The 19,111-nt window shown below is 73.8% G+C and carries 17 protein-coding genes; 9 read left to right on the forward strand and 8 right to left on the reverse strand.

The window, feature by feature from the left end:
• The 4 genes from ACZ6N8_RS03055 to ACZ6N8_RS03070 all read left to right on the forward strand — a co-directional run bounded on the left by ACZ6N8_RS03055 (position 1) and on the right by ACZ6N8_RS03070 (position 5,240).
• Positions 1–1,008: a cytochrome d ubiquinol oxidase subunit II gene (locus tag ACZ6N8_RS03055; RefSeq protein ID WP_466007099.1), complete on the forward strand. Its 1,008-nt coding sequence runs from the start codon at positions 1–3 to the stop codon at positions 1,006–1,008.
• The gene (gene cydD / locus ACZ6N8_RS03060) at positions 1,005–2,681 is read left to right on the forward strand and encodes a thiol reductant ABC exporter subunit CydD (protein WP_466007101.1); all 1,677 of its coding nucleotides are present in this window, start codon (positions 1,005–1,007) and stop codon (positions 2,679–2,681) included. The genes ACZ6N8_RS03055 and cydD overlap by 4 nt, the downstream gene beginning before the upstream one ends.
• Positions 2,678–4,498, forward strand: coding sequence for a thiol reductant ABC exporter subunit CydC (cydC, locus tag ACZ6N8_RS03065; protein ID WP_466007102.1), 1,821 nt, complete (start codon positions 2,678–2,680; stop codon positions 4,496–4,498). Before cydD ends, cydC begins: the two co-directional genes overlap by 4 nt.
• Positions 4,499–4,565: 67 nt before the next feature.
• A complete protein-coding gene (locus ACZ6N8_RS03070; protein ID WP_466007104.1) occupies positions 4,566–5,240 on the forward strand; it encodes a permease prefix domain 1-containing protein in 675 nt (224 codons plus the stop codon).
• A gap of 23 nt (positions 5,241–5,263) precedes the next feature.
• Here the strand turns inward: ACZ6N8_RS03070 and ACZ6N8_RS03075 are convergent, their stop codons facing one another.
• Complete coding sequence (locus ACZ6N8_RS03075) at positions 5,264–5,605, reverse strand: PadR family transcriptional regulator (protein WP_466007105.1); 342 nt, start codon at positions 5,603–5,605, stop codon at positions 5,264–5,266.
• Between the two features lie 160 nt (positions 5,606–5,765).
• On the opposite strand from ACZ6N8_RS03075, the gene ACZ6N8_RS03080 reads away from it, so the two are divergent.
• A complete protein-coding gene (locus ACZ6N8_RS03080) occupies positions 5,766–6,725 on the forward strand; it encodes a DNA primase (protein WP_466007106.1) in 960 nt (319 codons plus the stop codon).
• Positions 6,726–6,764: 39 nt separating this feature from the next.
• Positions 6,765–9,173, forward strand: coding sequence for a transposase (locus ACZ6N8_RS03085; RefSeq protein WP_466007298.1), 2,409 nt, complete (start codon positions 6,765–6,767; stop codon positions 9,171–9,173).
• Between the two features lie 186 nt (positions 9,174–9,359).
• On the opposite strand, the gene ACZ6N8_RS03090 is transcribed toward ACZ6N8_RS03085, so the two are convergent.
• The 4 genes from ACZ6N8_RS03090 to ACZ6N8_RS03105 all read right to left on the reverse strand — a co-directional run bounded on the left by ACZ6N8_RS03090 (position 9,360) and on the right by ACZ6N8_RS03105 (position 14,509).
• A complete protein-coding gene (locus ACZ6N8_RS03090) occupies positions 9,360–9,953 on the reverse strand; it encodes a GTP-binding protein (RefSeq protein ID WP_466007108.1) in 594 nt (197 codons plus the stop codon).
• A 1-nt stretch (position 9,954) separates the two neighbouring features.
• A complete protein-coding gene (locus ACZ6N8_RS03095; RefSeq protein ID WP_354817333.1) occupies positions 9,955–10,329 on the reverse strand; it encodes a DUF742 domain-containing protein in 375 nt (124 codons plus the stop codon).
• Positions 10,330–10,427: 98 nt separating this feature from the next.
• A complete protein-coding gene (locus tag ACZ6N8_RS03100; RefSeq protein WP_007455462.1) occupies positions 10,428–10,832 on the reverse strand; it encodes a roadblock/LC7 domain-containing protein in 405 nt (134 codons plus the stop codon).
• The gene (locus ACZ6N8_RS03105) at positions 10,829–14,509 is read right to left on the reverse strand and encodes a sensor histidine kinase (RefSeq protein WP_466007111.1); all 3,681 of its coding nucleotides are present in this window, start codon (positions 14,507–14,509) and stop codon (positions 10,829–10,831) included. The genes ACZ6N8_RS03100 and ACZ6N8_RS03105 overlap by 4 nt, the downstream gene beginning before the upstream one ends.
• 460 nt (positions 14,510–14,969) lie before the next feature.
• On the opposite strand from ACZ6N8_RS03105, the gene ACZ6N8_RS03110 reads away from it, so the two are divergent.
• The gene (locus ACZ6N8_RS03110; RefSeq protein ID WP_466007113.1) at positions 14,970–15,305 is read left to right on the forward strand and encodes a hypothetical protein; all 336 of its coding nucleotides are present in this window, start codon (positions 14,970–14,972) and stop codon (positions 15,303–15,305) included.
• A gap of 4 nt (positions 15,306–15,309) precedes the next feature.
• On the opposite strand, the gene ACZ6N8_RS03115 is transcribed toward ACZ6N8_RS03110, so the two are convergent.
• Both ACZ6N8_RS03115 and ACZ6N8_RS03120 read right to left on the reverse strand, forming a co-directional pair.
• Entirely contained in the window at positions 15,310–16,383 is a 1,074-nt protein-coding gene (locus ACZ6N8_RS03115; RefSeq protein WP_466007115.1) for an adenosine deaminase, read from the reverse strand.
• A 45-nt stretch (positions 16,384–16,428) separates the two neighbouring features.
• On the reverse strand, positions 16,429–16,845 hold the full coding sequence (locus ACZ6N8_RS03120; protein WP_466007116.1) for a PPOX class F420-dependent oxidoreductase: 417 nt from the start codon (positions 16,843–16,845) through the stop codon (positions 16,429–16,431).
• A 59-nt stretch (positions 16,846–16,904) separates the two neighbouring features.
• Here ACZ6N8_RS03120 and ACZ6N8_RS03125 point away from each other — a divergent pair, with 59 nt between their 5' ends.
• Together ACZ6N8_RS03125 and ACZ6N8_RS03130 are read left to right on the forward strand one after the other, a co-directional pair.
• A complete protein-coding gene (locus ACZ6N8_RS03125; RefSeq protein ID WP_364368260.1) occupies positions 16,905–17,396 on the forward strand; it encodes a MarR family winged helix-turn-helix transcriptional regulator in 492 nt (163 codons plus the stop codon).
• Between the two features lies 1 nt (position 17,397).
• Positions 17,398–18,408 (forward strand): putative RNA methyltransferase, encoded by a 1,011-nt coding sequence (locus ACZ6N8_RS03130; protein ID WP_466007118.1) that lies wholly within the window; start codon positions 17,398–17,400, stop codon positions 18,406–18,408.
• A 2-nt stretch (positions 18,409–18,410) separates the two neighbouring features.
• On the opposite strand, the gene ACZ6N8_RS03135 is transcribed toward ACZ6N8_RS03130, so the two are convergent.
• A complete protein-coding gene (locus tag ACZ6N8_RS03135) occupies positions 18,411–19,091 on the reverse strand; it encodes a DUF4272 domain-containing protein (protein WP_357989575.1) in 681 nt (226 codons plus the stop codon).
• Between the last annotated feature and the right edge of the window lie 20 nt (positions 19,092–19,111).

Genomic DNA, 19,111 nt, shown 5'->3' on the forward strand with positions numbered 1-19,111 from the left:
GTGGACCTCGCCTGGTACGCCCTGCTCGGCCTCTTCTTCGCCGGCTACCTGGTGCTCGCCGGCTTCGACTACGGCGTCGGGCTGCTGCTCGCCCGTGGTGGCGGCCCGGCCGGGCGGCGGGCTGCCCTCACCGCACTCGGCCCGTTCTTCCTCGGCAACGAGGTCTGGCTGGTGGCGGCGGTGGGGATCCTCTTCGGCGCGTTCCCGATGCTGGAGGGCGAGCTGCTGTCCGGCTGCTATCCGGCGGTCGCCGGAGCGCTGGTCGGGGTCGTCCTGGTCACCGTCGGTGTGCAGTTGCGCAGCCGGCCGGCCGACGAGCGGGACCGGGCGCGCTGGGACCGGGTCGTGGTGATCGGGAGCGTGCTCGCCGCACTGGGCTGGGGCGCCCTGCTCGCCGCGCTGCTGCAGGGTGTTCCCCGCCAGGCCGACGGGCACCTGACCGGTGTGGCGCACCTGGCCACCCCGTTCACGGCCGCCGCCGGGCTGACCATGGTCGCGCTTGTCGCGGTGCACGGTGCGACATTCCTCACGCTGCGACTGCCGGCCGCCGACGCCGCAGTGGTCGGCCGCACCGCCCGCCGGCTGGTGCCGGTGGCGCTCACCGCGGTCGCCGTGGCCACCGTCGTGGGCCTGCTCTCCGTTCGGGTACGCGACAGCGTCCAACGGCCTGCGGTGGCCGTACTCCTGCCGGTGCTGCTGGTGGCGGCGCTGCTGGCGGCCCGCGCGGCGCTCAGCCGACGGCGGCCGGGGTGGGCTCTGGCGGCGACAGGCATGGCCCTGGCGATGCCTGTGGCGCTGGTCGGCGCGGCCCTGTGGCCCTACGTGCTGGTGTCCACGACCGACCCGGCCGCCTCGCTGACGGTGGCCGACGCGGCCGCGAGCACGCCGACGCTACGGCTGCTCGCCTGGGTGGCGCTGCCGCTGCTGCCGGCCCTACTAGGCTTCCAGGCAATGTGCTTGTGGGTTTTCCGGGGACGGACCGACGGCAGGGCACCGGTGTACTGGTGAACCGCCGTCCCTTCGACCCGCGTCTCCTGCGCCGGGTCCCCGCGGCCCGGCGCGACCTCGCCGTGCTCGCGCTGCTGGGTGTGCTCGCCGCCGGGCTGATCGTGGCGCAGGCCACCGCGCTGGCGGCGGTGCTGGCCACCGCCTTCGACGGGCGGCTGGACCGGCCGGCGCTGGCCGGCTTCCTGGCCACTGTCGCCGCCCGGTCGGCACTGGTCTGGGCACAGGGCACGGTGTCGGCGCGGGTCGCCGCCACGGTCAAGGCCACGTTGCGCGCCGACCTGCTCGGCGCGGTCGGTCGGCACGGGCCGGGCTGGGTGGCCGGGCAGCGGGCCGGTCAGCTCGCCACCCTGGCCGGGCGTGGACTGGACGCGCTCGACGCGTACTTCACCGGGTACCTGCCGCAGCTGGTGCTCAGCGTGACGGTGCCGCTCGCCGTGCTGGCCCGGATCGTCCTCGCCGACTGGAGTTCGGCGCTGATCATCGCGTTGACGCTGCCGCTGATCCCGGTCTTCGGCGCGCTGCTGGGCTGGCAGGCGCAGGCCGCCACCGAACGGCAGTGGCGCCGGCTCTCCCTGCTGGGTGGGCACTTCCTGGACATGGTCGCCGGGCTGCCCACGCTGCGCGCGTTCGGCCGCGCCCGGGCGCAGACCGAGGTCGTCCGCCGGATGGCCGACGGGCACCGGGTCGCCACAATGAAGACCCTGCGGATCGCGTTCCTGTCGGCGCTGGTGCTTGAGCTGGTCGCCACGCTGTCGGTGGCGCTGGTCGCGGTGCCTGTCGGCATCCGGCTGCTCGGCGGCGGCCTGGCCCTCCAGACGGCGCTGCTGGTGCTGCTGCTCACCCCGGAGGCGTACCTGCCGCTGCGGGCCGCCGGCAGCCGCTTCCACGCCAGCATGGAGGGGTTGGCCGCACTGGACGAGGCGCTCACCATCTCGGCGACGCCCACCACGCCCCGGGCGGCCGAGGGCGCGGCCACCCCCGACGGGCGGGGCGAGATCCGGTTCGAGTCGGTGACCGTGGCGTACGAGCGGACCACAGCGCTGCGCGACGTGACCCTGACCATCAGGCCCGGTGAGCGGATCGCGATCATCGGCCCGAGCGGCGCCGGCAAGAGCACTCTGCTCGGCCTGCTGCTCGGCTTCGTGACCCCGACCAGCGGCCGGATCACCGTGGACGGCGTGGACCTCGCCGCCGCCGACCCGGACGCCTGGCGTCGGCAGCTCGCCTGGGTGCCGCAGCGCGCCCACCTCTTCGCCGCGTCGCTGGCCGACAACATCCGCCTCGGCGCACCTGACACCCCGACCGAGGCGCTCACCGCTGCGGTACGCGACGCCGCCCTCGACGACGTGGTGGCCGCCCTGCCGGACGGCCTGGACACGCTGCTCGGCGAACGCGGCCACGGGCTGTCCAGCGGGCAACGGCAACGGGTGGCCCTGGCCCGCGCGTTCCTGCGCGACGCCCCGGTGGTGCTGCTCGACGAGCCCACCGCCCGCCTGGACACCGCCTCCGAGACGGTGGTGCTCGACGCCACCCGCCGGCTGGTCGCCGGACGGACGGCGCTGCTCGTCGCGCACCGGCCGGCGCTGCTGGCCGACGCCGACCGGATCCTGCGGATCGAGGACGGTCGGCTCACCGAGCTGACACCGGCGTCGACCGGAAAGGTGGCCCGATGACCGCGGCACCCGGGCCACCTAGCCGCGGGCCGGACCCGGTGGACCCCACGCCGGACATCGGCTCGCCACCGGCCGGGCGGACGGCCGCCGAACGGGCGGTGCTGCGACTGGCCCGGCCGTACCTGGGCCGGCTCGTCGGCGCAGGGCTGCTCGCCGCCGCCACCGAGTTCGCCGGGCTCGCCCTGATGGCCACCGCGACCTGGCTGCTGATGAGCGCCGCCGGTCAGCCGCCCCTGGACCGGCTCACCGTGGCGATCGTCGCGGTCCGGGCCCTCGCGATCAGCCGGGGCGTCTTCCGCTACACCGAACGGCTCGCCGGGCACGACGCGGTGCTCCGCATGATCACCGACGTACGGGCCCGGGTCTTCGCCACCCTCGCCGCCCGCCGCACCGCCGGGCACCGCTCGGGGGACGTGCTGAGCCGGCTGGTCTCCGACGTCGAAGCCGTCCAGGATCTGCTGCTGCGGGTGCTGGTGCCCGGCTCGGCGGCGGCGCTTGTCGGTGTGCTGGCCGTGGGAGGCGCGACGCTGATCTCGCCGCTGGCCGGCGCGGCGCTCGCCGTCGGGCTGCTCGTCGCCGGGGTGGCGCTGCCCGCACTGGCCACGGTCGTCACCAGACGCAGCGCGGCAGAGGTGGCCCCGCTGCGCGGCGCGCTCGCCACCGACGCGGTCGACCTCACCCACGGCGCCGCCGACCTGGCCGCGGTCGGCGCCACCGACGCCGCCCTGCGCGCCGCCGGGCAGCGGGCCGACCGGCTGGCCCGGCTGGAACGCCGGCTGGCCGCCACCGGGTTCGCGGTGGACGCGGCAGGGGTGCTTGTCGCCGGGCTGACCGCCGGCGCGGTGGTGCTCGCCGCGCTGGCCGCCGACGTACCGGGTGTGCTGGTCGGTGTGCTCGCCGTCGGCTCGCTGGCCGCCGTCGAGGTGGCGCTGGTCCTGGTCGCGGCGGCCCGACAGTGGACCCAACTGCGCCCCGGACTGACCCGGGTGGCCGCCCTGCTCGACGAGGACACGCCCACTCCCCCGACCGCCGAGGACAGCGCTCACCCCGCCGGCCCGTACGACCTGCGCTTCGTCGAGCTGACCGTGCGGTACCGGGCCGGTGCCGCACCCGCCCTGGACGGCATCGACCTGGACCTGCCCGCCGGTCGACGGATCGCGGTGGTCGGCCCGAGCGGCGCCGGCAAGAGCACCCTGGCCGCCGTGCTGACCGGCGCGGTCCGGCCCTCGTCCGGGCGAGTCGAGCTGGGCGGCCGCGACCTGTCGGCGTACACCGAGCAGGAGCTGCCCCGCGCGGTCGGCGGGCTGCTCGCCGAGGCGTACGTCTTCCACGCGACGGTGCGGGAGAACCTCCTGCTCGGGCGCGCGGACGCGGGCGACGACGAGCTGGCCGCCGCCACCGCCGCCGCGGGTCTGCTGGACTGGGTACGCGCCCAGCCGGCGGGTTGGGACACAGTGGTCGGCGAGGAGGGCGGCCAGCTCTCCGGTGGTCAGCGGCAACGGCTCGCGCTCGCCCGGGCGCTGCTCGCCGCGCCACCCGTGCTGGTGCTCGACGAGCCCACCGAGGGACTGGACCCGGCCGCGGCGGACGCGGTGCTCGCCTCCGCCCTGGCCGCCACCCCCGCCGGGCACTCGGTGCTGCTGATCAGTCACCGGCTCAGCGGCCTGGCCGAGCTGGACGAGATCGTCGTCCTCGACGGCGGCCGGGTGATCCAGCGGGGCCGGCACGTCGACCTGGTCGCCGCCCCCGGCTGGTACCGGGACCAGTGGCTGCTCCAGGAGGCGGCCGAACGCGGGTACCTGGCGCTCGCCCCCTGAGCCGGCTCGGGGACGGACCAGGGTTCCCCCGGACGTCGGCGCCTCGAAGTCGTGGCAGGGTGGTGCCATGCCGCGCTGTGAGGACGTGTTGGTCGACGAGCACCTGCGCAAACTGGCCGCCAGGTTGCAGGGTCCGGCGCGCCTGAAGTCCGACCTGCTCACCGAGGCCCGGCACGGGTTGCTGGACGCCGTCGAGGCGTACCGGGAGAGCGGGGTGCCGCCCACCGAGGCGCAGCGCCGGGCGGTGGCCGAGTTCGGCTCGCCGGCGCAGCTGCTGCCGTCCTGGCAGGCCGAGCTGGCGACGGCCGCCCTGCGCGGGTTCGCCCTGCGGATGTTGGCGATCGCCGGGGTGGGGGTGGCCGCCGGCGACCTGACCTGGCGCGGGGCGAGCTGGAGCGACGGTCCCCGCCCGCCGGCCGTCTACCTGCTGCTCTCCGCCACGGTCAACTGGATCTGGGTGGGCGCGCTGCTGCTCTCCGTGGCCGGCCTGCTGGTGGTCGCGGCGAGCGCCCGTACGGCACGACCGGGCCTGGCCGCCGCGCAGCGCGCGGTGGGTGCCGGCCTGACCGGTGTGCTGGTCCTCGGGGCGCTCGCCGGCGGGGCGCTCTTCGCCTGGTCACTCGGCCTCTGGGACGCGGCGTTGAGCTGGCCTCCGATGATCATCGGCGTGGTGCTGGCCGGGGCCGCCTACTTCTCGCTGGCCCGCGCGGCACGCGGCTGGGTGCTGGCCACCGCGCGCTGAGACGTGCGCGGCCGCACCGGGACTCAGACCGGGGCGCCGGGCGCGGTGCCGGGGTCGAGGAAGCGGCCGACCGTCGACTGGAACTCGCGCCAGCCGGCGCGCTCCCCGGCCAGCGCCCGCCGGCCGGCGTCGGTGAGCTGGTACGTCCGCCGCTCCCGCCCGTTGACAGTGCTCCACGTGCTCGCCACGTGCCCGGCCCGCTCCAGCCGCCGCAGCGCCGGATAGATGGTGCCGGTGGGCAGGTCGAGGCTGCCGTCACTGCGCGCCCGCAGGGCCTCGATGATTGCGTACCCGTGCAGCGCGCCCTGTTCGAGGACGGCGAGCAGCAGGGCGTCGAGGTGGCCGTGCAGCGCCTGGGCCTTCATGTGTAGCTACGCTACTTGTTAGGCGGCCGGTGCGCCACCGGTGGCGATCCGCAGGCCCGGGCGGTACGGAAAGACGCCATCGGGGTGCGGGCTCCGGTCTTCCCGAGCAGCCGACTAGGGTATGTGCCCAGAGTCACTCGCCGGTCCGAGACACCGGCGGGTGGGCAACCCGAAGCACACGGAGGTCAGCGTGGCCCGCCAGTCGCCCCAACGGCCCGACGCCGACGAGCCCGAGCTCGACGACACCACCGGCGTGGCCGAGCCAGATGACACCGAGGACACCGGCCGCGCGTCGACGTCGGCCGACCGGTCGCTCTGGGACGAGGTGCGGATCGACCCGGTGGAGATCGCCCTGCCCGCCGGCACCGGCTTCACGCTGCGCGCATACCGGCCGGCGGGGGAGCTGACCCCCACCGACGTCACCGAGCGCGACCAGGACGACCCGTTCCTCGCCCGCCGTCAGGTGATCGAGGAGGAGGACGACGAGACGGTAGTCATCCTCGACGAGGAGTTGGCCGAGGAGTTCGCCGAGAGCGACGAGGACGAGCCGTCGCGGCGCCGCCGGGACGCCGACGCGACAGGCGACAGCGAGACCGACGGGGCCGACGACGACGCCACGGACGAGGCGGACGACGAGGAGGTGCCCGTCTTCCTCAGCCACCGGGGCAAGCTGCTGCTGTTCAAGACGCCCGAGTCGCTTGTCAGCTTCATCCGGTCCGGTGCGCCAAACGATCTGTCTCAACTGGACAGCTGGAATGAATTGTCCGAACGGGTGGAGCCGGCAGATATCGCGCCTCTCGACGAGGACACGTACGAGCTGGACCTCGTCGTGGAGAACCTGCGCGGCGGTCACGACGCCTGGGATTCGACCCTGCTGATCGAGGCCGGCGAGATCGCGCGTGACCTGTCGTACGCGTTGCGGCTGCCTGCGGTACTCGACATGCTCTCCGCCGGCTCCAGCCTCGACAACCTGGACGAGGCGCTGCGGGCGACGGTCAGCGGCGGGATCGGCGGCTTCATGGGCCGTCGGCGGCTGAAGAAGATCGGGGCGCAGACCGCAAGTTTGGGCTGGCGGACCATTGTCGGCAAGATCTCTGCGGTGGTGGACTGGCGCGACTGACCCGTTCCGGGGAGCATCAGTTGCTGGCAGAGGAAAGACCTGTCCCGGGAGGAGGACGACGCCGTGGCGCTCGTGCGCGTGTACTGCGGTCTGGCCTCGGCGGATTCGGCTGACCGACCGGCCTCGGCCGGTTCGACGCTGACGTCCGCTGTGGTCGATGACGCAGGCCGTCTGCTGCATGTCTGCGAGATCAGCGACGACGCCGCTGGCTACGCCCAGCTCGTCGCGCTGCTCGTGGAGCGGTCGGGCGGGCCGAGCGGTGCGGCCATCGCCGCCGACAGCGACGACCACACGGTCACCTCGCTGTTGAGCGCGGCGGGTCGACCCCTGGCGATCGCCGACGACGACTCGGTGGACGACTTCGCCGAGCGGTTCGCCGACGACGACTCGCTCGAGGAGATGCAGTCACCGCCTGCCGAACGACGCGCCGTGGGCCTGGCCCGCGCGTTGCAGGCGGGCGCGCTCTCCGCTGTCACGCTGCCCGCACCCCGGGACCTGGCCGGCTACAAGCAGGTGCTCGCCGCGCACGCCGCGCTTGCCAGCGGTCGGCACTCCGCCGCCGTGGCGCTGCGCGAGGTCCTGCGCGAGCTGTACCCGGCGGCGCTGCGCGCGTACCCGGATCCGGCCGAGCCGGTCTCCCTGGCGGTGCTTGACGCGCTTCCCGAGCCGGGCATGCTCGGCGGCACAGTGGCCCGCGGTCGTGAGGTGTCCGTCGCGGCGGACGCCATCGCCGCGCACCTCGCCGCGGACGGGGTGGCCGACGCCGACGAGATCAACGACGCGGTTACCGCGCTGCGGGTCGCCATCTCCGAGACGCCCCGCCGGGCGGCGGTGAACCGGGCGCTCACCTCTGCGGTGGCCGAGACGGTCCGCCAGGCGGTCGCCTCGGTCCGGGCCTGCGACGCCGGCTGCGAGGCGCTGGTGAGCGCTCTCGGCGCCCGCGTGAGCGCGCCCGCGCCGGCCCCCGGTCGACGCGCCGCCGCCCGCCGTGGCGAATCGGTCGGCGAGCTGTCCGGCCTCGGCAGCACCGGCGCCGGCCTGAACAACACCAGCGCTGGCCTGCGGGCGGTCCGGCCGACGCCGGTCGCCGCCGAGCAGGCCCCCAGCGTGGGCCGGCGGAGCCGTCCCGAGCCCGCCCCGGGCAGCGCGCCACTGGCCACGCCCCGCCCGCTCGGGCCACCACCTGTCGCCCCGGCTCCCGTCACCCCTCCCCCTGTCGCACCCGCGCCGGTGGCTCCGGCCGCCGTCGCCGGCCCGCCGGTGTCCCCACTGCCGGTGCGCGGCGAGCCGAGTCGGATCGACGGTCCGACCAACCGGCCGGTCTCCTCGCCGCCGCCCCCGCCACCCGGGATCACCCCGATCGCCCCGACGCAGCGCGGCGCGGTGCCGCCGGCCGAGGCGGGCGAACCGTTCCGCCCGACGCTGACCACCGCCGCGATCAACCACGCGCGGGCCGAGCGGCAACGCACAGTCATCCCGCCCCGCCCGAAGACCAACGGCGAACCCCGGCCGAGCCACCAGCAGCTCCCGGTGGACGAGCCGCCGACCGGCGGGTTCAGCGTCACCGACCTCAGCATCCCCGTGCCGGCGCCCCGGCCCGGCCAGGAGTCTCCGCCGCCGGGGTCCCGGGCCAACTGGCCGCTGGTCAACAACCCGGAGGACCCGAGCGACAGCTCGGCGAACAACCCGGTCGCCTACCCGTACGGCGGGGGTCGGGGCGTCGACGCCCCGACCGACCCGGGTCGGGCCGACGGCCGGGTCACCCCGCCCTGGCTCGCTGACGACCTGCCCCAGGAGCCGCCCATGCTGCGGCTGGTGGAGCCGCCGCCGCTGGCCGACCGGGCGCTGCGCGAAGGGCTCAACCAGCCCGCCGACGCGCACCTGGACACGCCGCCGCTGCGGCTTGTCGACCGGGAGCAGGCAGCTCGCGGCGGCCGTCCCGCGCCGCGCGCCGAGCGGGTGGCCGAGCACCGGCCGTCGCCGCCTGTCGAGCACCGGCCGCCGCCGGTGGCCGACGAGGGCGACGGCGACCTGTTGATTTTCGCCCAGGCGAAGTCGGCCTGGTTCGTCGGCCAGACCGAGGAAACCGACCTGGACTGGTCGACCACCGCCGACACCGGATGGCAGGCAGCCGAGCAGGCGGCCCGCCCGGCGGTGGGCGCCGAGACGACGGCGGGGCTGCCGAAGCGGGTGCCACAGGCCAACCTGGTCCCCGGTTCCCCGCTGCGCGAGGAGCGTCCACTGCGGATAGTGCGTGACGCGGCGAGCCTCGCGGAGAACACCACAGGCTACTTCCGTGGCTGGCGCCGCGGGCAGGAGATCGGCGGGTTCGCGGTGGGCGGCCGGCCGGGTCGCGAGGCCGCCGGCGGCTGGGACTTCAGCCGCGACCACGGTGACCGCGACGACGATCGGGAGTACGAGTACCGCTCCGCCGGCTACCAGTCCTGACCCCACAGTCCTCAAGCGCCGATCGCGCCCTCAGTCAGCCGACTGGGGGCGCGATTCGTGTACCGGGTGAGCCGCGAGCAGGACCACGCACACGTCTGCGCCGGCCGTCGACGTGACGGCCGGCGCTGGGCAGGCTGTGGTGCCCGGTGGCGGCCGGAGCCACCACCGGGCATGGAACCGTCCCGGTCAGGCCGGGGCGACGGCGCGCGTACGGCGCATGGTGAGCACGTACTCGACTAGCGAGATCAGCACGTGCTTCGTCGACTCCCGGTTACGGGCGTCGCAGGCCACCACCGGCACGTCGCTGGAGATCGCCAAGGCGTCCCGGACGTCCTGCGGGTCGTGGTACTGCATCCCGTCGAAGCAGTTGATGGCGACCAGGTACGGCAGCCGCCGGTGCTCGAAGAAGTCGATCGCCGCGAAGCAGTCGGCCAGCCGGCGGGTGTCCACCAGCACGACAGCGCCGATGGCACCCCGGACCAGTTCGTCCCACATGAACCAGAACCGGGTCTGACCCGGCGTACCGAACAGGTACAGGATCAGGTCACGGTCGATCGAGATCCGGCCGAAGTCCATGGCCACCGTGGTCGTCGTCTTGCCCGGCACCTGCCGGGTGTCGAAGACGCCCACACCGGCCGAGGTCATGATGGCCTCGGTGGTCAGCGGCGTGATCTCCGAGACCGAGCCGACCAGCGTCGTCTTACCGACGCCGAATCCACCGGCGATAACGATCTTCGCCGACGTCACGCGGCCGCTCGGGTTCGGCGGGCGGTGCGACATGTCAGAGCCTGCGAAGTCCACTCAGCACCCTCTCCAGCAGTTCAGTGCCCACCGCGTCGTCGGAGTCGTCCAGGATGGTCGGCTCGTGGACCGCGACCAGGCCGTCCGTCGCCATGTCGGCGATGAGCACCCGGGCCACACCGAGCGGGAGCTGCATCCGCGCCGCGATCTCGGCGAGCGATTGCACGCGTCCGTCACACAGCGCGGCGATGTACTGGTGTTCGCGACCACCACCGTTGCCATTGGCAGCGGCGCGACCGCGCACCGTCGTCTCGACGAGCGCCTCCAGCGCGATGTCCAGCCGGGGGCGGGTGCGACCACGGGTCACGGCGTATGGACGGACCAACGCTCCGGTCGGTTCGTCACGATCGGCCATGTCGCCGCTCACCTCCTTCGCACCCGGCACCGGCTCCCACCGGTGGAACTCGTCGTTGTCGTCCTTGCAGTTGCGCCGACCTCACGATCGGCCGAGCGTCAGCCCAGCATCCCCGCGGCCGCACGCGGCTGCGGGGTCAGCGCGTCGCCCACCCGGTCGACCAGCAGCGCCATCTCGTAGCCGACCTGGCCCACGTCGGAGCTGCGAGCGGCCAGCACGGCGAAGGACGAGCCGTCCGAGATGGACATCAGGAACAGGAAGCCATTGTCCATCTCCACGACGGTCTGCAGCACAGCGCCTCCCTCGAAGCAGCGGGCTGCTCCCTGGGTGAGGCTGACCAGGCCGGACGCGATGGCGGCCAACTGGTCGGCCCGGTCCCGGGGCAGGTCCCGTGACGACGCGAGAAGCAGGCCGTCCGCCGAGACGGCGACCGCGTGTGCGACACCGGGTACCCGGTCGGCGAAGTTGGCCAGCAGCCAACCAAGATCCTGCGTAGTTGTCATCCTTCTTGCTCCTTCTGCCCGCTCCCGGCCGCTGGGCCTGAGCCAGACTGCGAGGATTGCTGCCCTCCCGGAGTCGCCTCCGGGCTGGTCGGGTTGTCCGAGGTGCTACGCCCTCGCTGCACGCCCCGGTGGTAGGCGGAGAGCAGGCCACGGACCGCCTCCGGGGAGCGCCGCTGGACCGAGGTGGTGGGCTTCTCCACCGCGCCCGGCACGAGCTGCGCCATCGGCTTGCGCTTCGGCAGACCGGTAGTCGTGGTCTCGGCCACCGGCACCGCGCTTGCCGCTGCCGAGGCGGCACGCCAGCCGTCGTCGGCGGCGGTCTGCCAGCCGTTGGTCTGCTGCTGCTGTTGGGGCCGGCGGTTCGGCAGGCTCTCGGCGAGGCTGGGGCGTGCGCCCCCGTTCGCTGTCGACCCGTTGTCCCGCGGCGCTCCTCCGGCCGTCGGAGTGTCTGCCATCGGTGTGTTACCTGTCGTCCCGGGTGGTGTCTTGTGGACTGCCGGTCCGCTCGCCTCGACCGTGGCGAACTGTTGCGTCGCGGCGCCGCCGCCGTTCGTCGCCGGCTTGGCGGCTGCCGCCGCCTCCTCCGGACCCGGACGGCGGGTGCGGAACCAGGCCGACTCGAGCTCCCGGAAGATCGGCAGCTCCATCGTCTCGTCCGCGTACCGTTGCCGGTTCTGGGCCTGCGGCTGCTGCGGCGCCGGCCGGCTCTGTGCGGCCGGAGCCGGAGCGGGGGCCGGGGCGGGGGTCTGAGCGGGGGCCGGGGCCGGCGGCTGGGCCGCGGCGGCCGGCTGGTCGCCGGGGCGGGGCACCCGCGGCAGCTCCGTCGTCATGTCCAGGGCGGCGGCGAGCCGCTCGGGCACCGGCGGGGTCGCCGCCTCGCGCTCGCCACCCGGCACCGGCGGCCAGGCCGGAGGTGCCGGAGCGCTGGGCGCCTGGGCGGGCGGGGCGGAACGGGGCACGAAACCGCTGAACGACTGGCCCGAGGAGGCCGGCGGCGCCGAGTACGGCTGACCGGACGCCGGCGAGGCCGACACCGGGGACGCCGACACCGGCGGACCGGCGTACGGCTGACCGGAGGCCGGGGCGGCGGACACCGGCGGGCCACCGTACGGCGCACCCGAGTACGGCTGACCGGAGTACGGCTGACCGGATGCCGGCGAGGCGGAGACCGGCGCGCCGGAGTACGGCTGCGCGGAGACCGGCGGCGCCGAGTACGGGTGTGCCTCCGGGCTGCTGGGCAGCTGGCGCGGGATGGACTGCTGCTGGCCGGCGGTCGAGGAGTCGTCGCCGGCCCGGCGCTGCGGCAGCGGGTCGATCGGCTGGCCGTTGGCCGGCCGGGGCGTGAACCCGTCGCCGCCGTTGACACCGTTCGTACCGGCCGCGCCGGTCAGGTCGGACCAGGCCGGCATCGAGCGGTACCCACCGGAGTTGGCGGGCGTGCCGGTGCCGTTGCGCGGCGCCGGGTCGAACGGCCGACCGCCGAGGGTGACCTGGTTGCCGGACGACTCGCTGGGGCGGGGACCGTTGCCCAGCGCGGGCAGCGCACCGAAGGTGGGCACGGGCCCACCCTGCTGGCCGCCGTAGGCGGGCGCGGGGCCACCCTGCTGGGCGCCGTAGGCGGGCGCGGGCCCACCCTGCTGGGCACCGCCGCCGACCGCGGGCAGGGCCGGGGGCTGCTGCACCCGACCGGAGAGCGCGCGGGGCACCAGCACCGAGGTGGGCAGCGTGACGTCGGCGACAGTGCCGCGGTCGGAGCCGGGACGCAGCTCGACCCGGACGCCGTGCCGGGACGCCAGTCGGGCGACCACGACCAGGCCCATCATCCGGGAGACTGCCACGTCCACCTGCGGCGGAGTCGCCAGTCGCTCGTTGAGGTCCTGCAACTGCTCACGGCTGATCCCGATGCCGCGGTCCTCGACGTAGAGCGAGGCGCGGTCGCCGACCCGGCGGGCCTCGACCATCACCTGCGAGTCCGGCGGCGAGAACGCGGTGGCGTTGTCGAACAACTCGGCGACGAGGTGCACGAGGTCGTTCACGGCGTGCGCGGCAACCTCGATGTCACGGTCGATGACCCCGAACTCGATCCGGGTGTAGTGCTCGACCTCGGACTGCGCGGCGCGCAGCACGTCGATGAGGGCTGCCGGCTCGCGCTGCACGCGGGTGGAGTCGGCACCGGCGAGCACCAGCAGGTTTTCGTCGTTGCGGCGCATCCGGGTGGCCAGGTGGTCGAGCTGGAACAGCTCGGCCAGGCGGTCCGGGTCCTCCTCGCCGCGCTCCAGCCGGTCGAGGTGCCCGATGAGGCGGTCGACCAGGATCTGGGAACGGCGGGCCAGGTTGACGAACATGGTCGCGACGGAGGCGCGCAGCGCCGCCTGCTCGGCGGCCGTGCGGACCGCCTCCAGGTGGACGGCGTTGAACGCCTCGGTCACCTGGCCGAACTCGTCCTTGCTGCGGACGGGCAGCGGCTCGGCGATCTGGTTGGCCAACTGCACCGGGGAGAGCTGCCCGACGACCTGCGGGTCGCGCAGCCGGGCCACCGCCTGCGGCAGGCCGTACTGGGCGACGGACAGGGCGCCCTGGCGCAGCTCACGCAGCGAACGGGCCATCGAGCGGGCGACCAGGTAGGCGAAGAGGATGGCCAGCAGCAGCATGCTGAGCAGCAGGCCGGTCTCCAGGAAGACCTGACGCTGGACGTCGGAGCGCAGGCTGTCGGCCTCGGCGACCACGTCGTTGTCGAGCTTCGTCTCGACGGAGCGGATCAGCTTCGCGTTCGCCGTCATGGCGGATTCCCACTGGTCCGGGCCGAACGGCGCGCCGCGCATGTCGCCCGTGACGTTGCCGTCGATCCAGCCGGTGTAGTTCTGTGCCTCCCGGCGGTCACCGCCGGCGACCGTCTGGTCGTGGAACTTCGCCTCGTCCGGGCTGGCGACGGCCTTGAAGCTCTGCAGTGCCTGCTGCTGACCGGTGCCGCTGGCGATGTAGTCGGTGCGCAGCACAGGGGTCATCCGCTGCTGGCCGAGCGCGCGGTGGACGACGACCCGGCGTGCGGAGAGGAACTCCTTCTCCCGGGCGACCGCCGCGGCGGCGCGCATCCGGTCGCTCAGGTCGTTGTCACCGGCGAGCTGCGTGGCCGAGTCACGGATGGCGAGCAGGTCGCTGATCAGGCCCTCGTACGCCTGGATCGTCTCGGTGAGCTTGAGCTTGCCGCTGAACACCTGGCTGCGGACGCCCGGCAGGTCCTTCAGCGACTGGTCGATCCCGTCGAGCTGGCTCTCCAGGCTGCTCGGCAGGTCCTCGACCTCGGCGCGCTGCTGCCGGTAGGGGCCGGTCCTCTGGTCCACCCGGGAGTTCACCCGGTTGTAGGCCTCCTGGTACTGGGCCTTCGGCTGGGTCCCGGCTGCCTGGAGCAGCAGCACGGCGGCTGTCCGCTCGTCCTGCAGTGTGTCGACCAGGTCGCCCGAGTAGCTCGACAGGTTGGCCAGGTCGCCCGCTCGGTTGGCATTGCTGAGGGTTTCCAGGTGGTCGACGAGACCACTGGTGCCCACGACGACCGTGGCGATGGTCGGCACGATCATGATGAGACCGAGCTTTGACCAGATCGGCATGTCCCGGAGCCGGCTGGCCGGCCGGCGCAGCCGCGACAGGAAGGAGCCCGCCGTCTTTGGCCGTTTGCTCACGTCACCGCCCTCGCGATTACAGCTTGAACGCGTTGCCCCGGGCAACGCTCAGCGACCGACCCGGCGGGTCGGACCCCCGAGATTCCATCACGACGCCCGGCAAGAAGAAAGCCCAGGTTGTCACCCGCCGAAGGTGTGATGAGATGTTGATACGATTTGATAGCAGTCCGTCTGGTCGGAGTAACTGAAGGTAATGAAACATCCGCACCGCGTTGTCCTGCTCGCCGGCCCTTCTGGCTCCGGAAAGTCGTACATAGCGCAGCAAACCGGCTTGCCGGTGCTCTGCCTGGACGACTTCTACAAAGACGGCGATGACCCTACGTTGCCGCACCGAAACGGCCAGGTCGATTGGGAATCACCCGACTCCTGGGACGCCCTGACCGCCGTGGAAACCATTGCCCAACTGGCGCGCCACGGACGGGCCGATGTGCCGGTTTATGCGATCGGCGCAGATCGAAGGGTGGCCACCCGGCCATTTGATGTCGCCGGATCGCCAATTTTCGTCGCGGAGGGGATCTTCGCCGCCGAGATCGTCGAGGAGTGCCGCAGCCGGGGGCTGCTCGCCGGTGCGTACGCGCTGCGCCGCCCGCGCGGAGCGACGTTCGTCCGCCGGCTGGCCCGCGATCTCGCCGAACAGCGCAAGGCTCCCCGGGTGCTGGTGCGGCGCGGGGTGGCGTTGCTACGGGCCGAGCCCGCCGTGCTGCGCCGGCAGACCGGGCTCGGCGCCGAGGCGGCCCGCGCGCGGGAGGTGCTGCGCCGGGTGGCCGGCCTGCTCGCCGGCCACCCGCACGGCTGAGGAGTCAGGCCAGCAGCTTGGCGTACGCCGGCTTGATCACCTCGTCGATGATCCGCAGCCGTTCGTCGAACGGGATGAAGGCGCTCTTCATCGCGTTGATGGTGAACCACTGCAACTCCCGCCAGCCGTAGCCGAAGGTCTCCACCAGCAGCGACATCTCGCGTGACATCGAGGTGCCGCTCATCAGCCGGTTGTCGGTGTTGACGGTGGCCCGGAACCGCAGGTCCCGCAGCAGGCCGATCGGGTGGTCGGCGATCGAGTCCACCGCGCCGGTCTGCACGTTCGACGACGGGCACAGCTCCAGCGGGATGCGCTTGTCCCGCACGTACGCGGCCAGCCGGCCCAGCGTGCCGTCGGGCGCGATGTCGTCGACGATGCGTACGCCGTGGCCGAGCCGGTCCGCGCCGCACCACTGGATCGCCTGCCAGATCGACGGCAGGCCGAACGCCTCGCCCGCGTGGATGGTGAAGTGGAAGTTCTCCCGTTGCAGGTATTCGAAGGCGTCCAGGTGCCGGGTGGGCGGGAAGCCCGCCTCGGCGCCGGCGATGTCGAAGCCGACCACCCCTGCGTCGCGGTGCCGTACCGCCAGCTCGGCGATCTCCTGGGAGCGGGCGGCGTGCCGCATCGCGGTGAGCAGGGTGCCCACCCGGATGGTCAGACCCGCCTCGACGGCCTGGGCGGTGCCCTCGGCGAACCCGGCGAGGACGGCCTCGACCACCTCGTCGAGGCTCAGGTCCCTCTCCAGGTGCTGTTCGGGGGCGAAGCGCACCTCGGCGTAGACCACGCCGTCGGCGGCCAGGTCGAACGCGCACTCGCGGGCCACCCGGCGCAGCGCCGGGGCGGTCTGCATGACCGCCACCGTGTGCGCGAACGTCTCGAGGTAGCGCTCCAGCGAGCCGGAGTCGGCCGCCTCGACGAACCAGCGTCCGAGCGCGTCCGGGTCGGTGGTGGGCAGCTCGTGGCCGACCTCCGCCGCCAGCTCGACGATCGTCGCGGGCCGCAGTCCGCCGTCGAGGTGGTCGTGCAGCAGCGCCTTCGGGACCTTGACGATGTCCTCGTACCGGATAGTTGCGACCATGCTCCGACCCTAGTCAGCCCGCCGGGGCCGGCCACGCCAGCCCGCTCATCCGGGCCTGCCGTAGACCCGGTCGACGGCGAGCCGCAGGACGACCCGCCCGTCGGCGACCATTGCGGCGCGGTAGTCCGCCCAGTCCGGGTGTTCACCGCGGATCCCCCGGTAGACCTCGACCAGTTCGTCGACCGCCGCGTAGCCGGTGGCCGTGGCCGGCTCGGTGAACGTCACAGTTCCCTCGGCTACCGCGTACGCGCCGCCGTCGGCGGTGGTGACGTGGAAGCTGGCCCGCGGGTCGCGGCGCAGGTTGCGGACCTTCGCCCGGTCGTCGGTGGTGGAGCAGCGGATCAGTCCCGGTTCGGCCAGGTAGTCGAGGGTGGACAGTTGGGGTCGGCCGTCGCGGCGCAGGGTGACGAGCACTCCGCGCCCCCGGGCGCCGAAGAGGTCCCACAGCGGATTCGTTGACATGTCATCGACCGTAGGAGGCGATTGGATGACATGTCAACCAAGACGCTAGGCTGAGCGGCATGGAGGGGACCAGGTGGCTCGACGAACGGGAGGACCGCGCTTGGCGTGGCTACCGCCGGATGCGCCGCCTGCTCGACCTGGAGCTGGCCCGGGAGCTGACCCAGGACGCCGGCCTGTCCGAGCCGGACTACGACGTGCTCTCCGACCTGTCCGAGACGCCGCAGGGCCGGCTGCGCCTCAGCGAACTGGCGGACCGGATGCTCTGGTCCCGCAGCCGGCTCTCGCACCACCTCACCCGGATGCAGCAGCGCGGTCTGGTGACCCGGGAGGAGTGCCCGGACGACGCGCGCGGCGCGATCGTCGTACTCACCCCGGCCGGTCGGGACGCCATCGAGGCCGCCGCCGCCGGCCACGTCACCGCAGTCCGTCAGCACTTCCTCGACCTGCTCACCCCGGCCGAGGTCGAGGCGCTCGGCGCGTTCACCCATCGGGTCGTCGACCACCTCGCGCAGAACCGCGCGCCACGCCCCCGACGCGGCACGGAGGCCTGACGTGGACCCGCGCATCCTCGACCGGCTGCGCTGCCCGGTCTGCGGCGAGCCGCTGGCCGAGGCGACCGCCGGCACCGCCCGCGCGCTGCGCTGCCCGCGCCGGCACAGCTTCGACATCGCCCGACAGGGGTACGTCAACCTGCTCGCCGGTCGGGCCCCGCACGTCGGTGACACCGCGGAGATGGTCACGGCCCGCGTGGACTTCCAGGCCGCCGGACACTACGACGTCATCTCGGCCGCCCTCGCCGCTGCCGCGACGGAGGCCGTCGCCCGGTTCCGCGCGTCGGCCGCGACGCCCACGGAACCTGCCCCGTCCACCCTTTGCTCTGCTTCAACCGACGCAACGGTTTCCGGACCGAACCATCGCGTGGAGGTAAGCAGAGCAAAGGACCCAACGGCAGGGGTACGGGTCGAACCGCCGGACCCCCACGTCGGGGCGTACCCCCTGGTGGTGGATGCCGGCGCCGGGACCGGCCGGTACCTCGGCGCGGTGCTGGCGGCGCTGCCCGACGCCGTGGGTCTGGCCCTGGACGTCTCCAAGCCGGCGCTGCGCCGCGCCGCCCGGGCGCATCCACGGGCCGCGGCGGCCCTCGCCGACACCTGGCAGCGGCTGCCCCTTGCCGACGGCTCGACGGCCGTGCTGCTGAACGTCTTCGCCCCCCGCAACGGGCCGGAGTTCCACCGGGTGCTCGACCCGGCCGGCACGCTGCTGGTGGTCACCCCCGCCGCCGACCACCTCGGCGAACTCGTGGACGCCCTCGACCTGCTACGGGTCGACCCGGACAAGGCCGACCGGGTGGCCGCCAACCTGGGCGGGCACTTCACCCCGGCCAGCTCGACAGTGCACCGCGCCGAGCTGACACTCACCCGCACCGAGGTCGCCACCCTGGTGGGGATGGGTCCGAGTGCCTGGCACACCGACCCGCACGCCCTCGCCGCCCGGATGGCCGCGCTGCCCGAGCCGGTCCGGGTGACAGTGGCCGTCCGGCTCGACGCCCACCGGCCCCGCTGACCTCACGTGGAGAGGTCGACCTCTTCCCAGCCGGGCGGCTCGTCGTGGTACGGCCCGCGCAGGATCACCGCCCACTCCAGCGCCCACCGCCGCTGGCCGATCGCGTTCGCGTCGACCAGCCCCGGAGCCCGCCGGCCGGCGCGCTCGGTCTCCAGGTAGGCCCAGTCCAGGCAGTAGTGCAGATCCAGCAGCGCAGCCGCGTCAGCCGGATGCTGCGGCGCGGTGAGGATGCGTGCCTGCCAACGCGGAAAGGTCTCCCCCTCGGCGATGTGCGGCAACCGTTCCACCAGCCGCTCGTCCACGGCCAGGGTCGGGTCCAGCTGCTTGCTCAACCCGAGCACCCAGGCCAGCGCGAAGAGCGCGTCGTGGTGCAGCACGAACGAGCGGTGGTCACCCTTGCCGCCCATCACGAACTGCCACTCCGGCGGCGTGACCATGTCGACCAGATGCGAACCGAGCAGCCAGCTCATCGCCGCCTGCGGTGGCATCCCGAAACAGCGGGCCAGGATCAGGTGCAGGACGGCGATCCGCGCCTCGATCTCCGGCGTCGGACGCAACTCGATCGCATCGCCCGGCTCCCACACGAGTGGAAACTGGGCCGGCGGCAGCGGCAGGCCGAGCCGGGACAGCTCGTCCAGGCTCGCCTCACGCACCTCACGCGGGTCGGGGGCAGGTACGGTCACGGGGCAACTTCCTGTCTGAT

It is taken from the genome of Micromonospora sp. NPDC047521 (assembly GCF_055587305.1).